Origin of the sequence: Kitasatospora sp. NPDC088548 (assembly GCF_044753005.1) — a bacterium.
GTDB lineage: Bacteria > Actinomycetota > Actinomycetes > Streptomycetales > Streptomycetaceae > Kitasatospora.
Genome location: NZ_JBIVMI010000073.1, coordinates 1 through 3,232, shown reverse-complemented (window position 1 = coordinate 3,232; position 3,232 = coordinate 1). Strand labels below are relative to the sequence as shown.

3 protein-coding genes and 1 pseudogene are annotated in these 3,232 nt (G+C 69.0%); 2 read left to right on the top strand and 2 right to left on the bottom strand.

Features of this window, described 5'->3' with window-relative positions:
* Nucleotides 1–47: 47 nt before the first annotated feature.
* On the bottom strand, nucleotides 48–317 hold the full coding sequence (locus ACIP82_RS37785) for a hypothetical protein (RefSeq protein ID WP_400660330.1): 270 nt from the start codon (nucleotides 315–317) through the stop codon (nucleotides 48–50).
* A gap of 165 nt (nucleotides 318–482) precedes the next feature.
* On the opposite strand from ACIP82_RS37785, the gene ACIP82_RS37780 reads away from it, so the two are divergent.
* Together ACIP82_RS37780 and ACIP82_RS37775 are read left to right on the top strand one after the other, a co-directional pair.
* Nucleotides 483–1,730 carry a sensor histidine kinase gene (locus ACIP82_RS37780; RefSeq protein ID WP_400660327.1) on the top strand — a complete coding sequence of 416 codons (1,248 nt, stop codon included), beginning with the start codon at nucleotides 483–485 and terminating at the stop codon, nucleotides 1,728–1,730.
* Nucleotides 1,718–2,371 (top strand): response regulator transcription factor, encoded by a 654-nt coding sequence (locus ACIP82_RS37775; protein WP_283471430.1) that lies wholly within the window; start codon nucleotides 1,718–1,720, stop codon nucleotides 2,369–2,371. Before ACIP82_RS37780 ends, ACIP82_RS37775 begins: the two co-directional genes overlap by 13 nt.
* Nucleotides 2,372–2,588: 217 nt before the next feature.
* Here ACIP82_RS37775 and ACIP82_RS37770 read toward each other — a convergent pair.
* Nucleotides 2,589–3,232: pseudogene (locus ACIP82_RS37770) on the bottom strand (hypothetical protein); the annotation flags it as partial.

Here is a 3,232-nt window from a genome sequence, read left to right as displayed (position 1 = left end):
GGCCTACCTCCATCACCAGTGCAGCATCACGTCGGAAGTTTCCGTCTCTACACCGGAACCTCCCTCAGTGTTCGTGGCGCACAGTCGTCCGCGTACCGGAACAGCCGGTAGTCGGGCAGCTTCCGACGCCGACGCCTGGCCCGCTCCGCCTGAGTGGAGTTCGGCCCGCCCGGCCCGGCCGCGATGAACTCATCGAGGACGGACAGGGCGATGTTGGCCAGCAACGGCGACAGGATTCCTCCCTGCGGAGTGCCGGTGTCAGTCTCCTTGGACAGGCCGCCCTCGGTGAGGATGCCCGCTTTCAGGAACGCCTTCACCAGGTCCAGGACGCGCCGGTCTCGGCCAGCAGAAGCCGACCTGCCGACCCGAGATGCTGTCCGCCCACAGGCCAAGATCAAGATCTACAGCTGGTACTAGGTTCACCATGAGATCGGGTACAGGTTTCATGGCACCGTCCTCCTGCGGTGCCCTAGCGTCGTGCCATGACGATTCCAGCTGGACTGAGACGCACGGTCCTCCGGGCGCGGCGGGACACCTGCTTTCTTGCCGCTGGTGTGCTGCCGCACCTGGCGCTGGTGCCCGTGTGGGCCTGGGCGGCGGCGACTACCGCCAGGACGGGGAACTGGCTCCTTACGGTTTCCATGTCGGCCGCCCTGGTCCTGCTCGGAACTCCGGTGCTGACGGCCGTTCAGCGGGCTCGCTACCGGGCGCTCATCGGTGTGGACGTCCCCCGGCTCACCCCCACCGCGCCGGAACAATGGACGTGGGCCTCGACCGCCCGGTGGCTCGCGGCGACGCGGCCTTGGCGCAAGATCGGCTACCACCTCCTGCTGGGCCCGCTGCTCGCGCTGCTGGAGGTGCTGGTGCTCGCGGTGGCAGCGGCGTGCCTGGCGGGCGTCATCGCCTACGCCTGGTCATGGGCGCTGCCAACCGGAATCCGCCAGGACTGGTTCGGCTACCTGACCCAGCTGCCGGCTTACACAGCGGCTGGACTCCTCCTCCTGTGCGCCCTGCCCTGGACCGCGCGGGCAGTAGCCCGGGCCGAGGCGCGGCTGGCGTTGGGCCTGCTCGGGCCCAGCCGGGCGCAGCGGCTCCAGGAGCGGGTCGATCAGCTGGCCGTGAGCCGGACCGACTTGATCGAGGCCGTCGACGCGGAGCGCCGCCGGATCGAGCGCGACCTGCACGACGGCACCCAGCAGCGGTTGGTGTCTCTCGCGGTCAACCTGGGTCTGGCCCTTGCCACCCGCCCGGACCTGCCGAGTGATGACCGCGAGGTGATCGCGAGAGCGCACCTGGAGGCGAAGGAGGCGATCGCCGAACTCAATGACCTGGTGCGGGGGCTGCACCCGGCCGTGCTCGAAGACCGAGGTCTGGACGCGGCGTTGTCCGGGCTGGCTACCCGCACGCCCCTGCCGGTGCGGCTGCGGGTCAATCTGGAGGAGCGGGTGGCGCCCAACGTGGAGTCGGTCGCGTACTTCGTGATCTCTGAGGCGCTGACCAATGCAACGAAGCACGCCAACGCGATGCATGCAGAGGTGATAGTCCGTCAGGTCGGCGAGGTGCTGCGAGTGCGCGTTACCGACGACGGGCTGGGCGGTGCCGACGCCGCCGCCGGCACGGGGCTGACCGGGCTGGCCAAGCGGGTCGGCTCCCTCGACGGGGCCTTCCACGTCAGCAGCCCCGTTGGCGGGCCCACCACCATCACCGCGGAGCTGCCGTGCGCGCGGTGATCGCCGAGGATTCGGTGTTGTTGCGGGTCGGCCTGATCAAGGTGCTGGAGATGGGCGGGTTCCAGGTCGCCGCAGAAGCCGGCGACGCGGAGGGGCTGTTGGCGGCAGTGGCGGAGCACCGGCCCGAACTCGCCTTGATCGACGTCCGGATGCCGCCCGGCTTCACCGACGAGGGGGTGCGGGCGGCGATGGAGATCCGTCGGCGCTGGCCGGGGACGCCGGTGGTGCTGCTTTCGCAGTACGTAGAGGAGCGGTACGCGGCTGACCTGCTGTCTGCGAACACCAGCGGTGTGGGCTACCTGCTCAAGCAGCGGGTTGCCGATGTCGCCGACTTCGTGGCGGCGGTCCGGCGAGTGGCGGACGGGGGCACGGCCCTGGACCCGCAGGTCGTCGCCCAGTTGCTGCTGCTGCGGCGCGACAGCGACCCGCTCGCGCGGCTGACCCCCCGCGAACGGGAGGTGCTCGGCCTGATGGCCGAGGGGCGCTCCAATGCCGGCATCGCGCAGGCGCTGGTGGTCAGCGAGAGCGCCGTGGCGAAGCACATCAACAACATCTTCGCCAAGCTTGACCTGCCCGTGGTCGACGCGGACCACCGCCGCGTCCTGGCCGTGCTGCGGTTCCTCGGAGCGTCCCGGGCCTGACCTTCCCATCCGTGATCACGATCTACGGCTGGAGTACTAGTACTCCAGTGAGAGTTCTCCATGTGCCCTGGTCAGCGGCTTGGGGACGGTGAGTGTAGCGAGGTCGAGGCGTGGGTGGGGCGGTTTTGACGTGGCGGTCCCACCCACGGGTGGCCGCGCCGCATGTAGTGACAGCGGCGGGCGTGTGCTTGGTGACGGCGTCTCCACCGCGACCATGTCACTGCGTGGCTCCGGTCCGGAGAATGGTGGTGGGGTCGAGTTGCCAACAGACGGCGAATCTCGGCTGGCGTGAGGTCCACGAGCTCGGGCGTGTCGGGATCTCCTTCCCCTTTTTTCGTTCCTGGGCGGCCAGGACGGCCAGGAACGTGTGGGCGAGCGTGGAGAGCGTGATGTGTCGGTACCAGCCCACGTAGCGGCGCACTTCGTACTGGTCCAGGCCGCACTCGTTCTTCGCGCTCTGAAAGCACTCCTCGATCTTCCAGCGGCAACCGGCGACTCGGACCAGGTCCGCAACCGTGGCCTTCAGCGGCGCGCAGGCGAGGTAGTAGGCGATCTCGTCGGGCCGGGCGATACTGTGGCGGGCCAGCATCCACCGCTGGCGGATGGGTTCGTCACCGTCGAACTCCCTGACAGCGGGCAGGCGAGCGGCGGCCCAGTCGTAGAGACGCTCGCCTTTGGCGCCGGATCCGGCGGACAGCCTCTGCCAGGCTTCGGGCGGGGCCTGCGCGATGAGGTGGTCGATGCGCGGGCCATGGACCTGTTGGGACTTACTGATCGTTTCAGAATGAGGTTCGGAGCTTTCGCAGGCAGATGATGCTGCAGGCGAGTTGGAGCAGGCCGAGGTGGAGGTCGGCGCGTATC

Coding starts and splice junctions, on each gene's coding strand:
- ACIP82_RS37780 (WP_400660327.1), top strand. CDS start 483: ATGACGATTCCAGCTGGACTGAGACGCACGGTCCTCCGGGCGCGGCGG.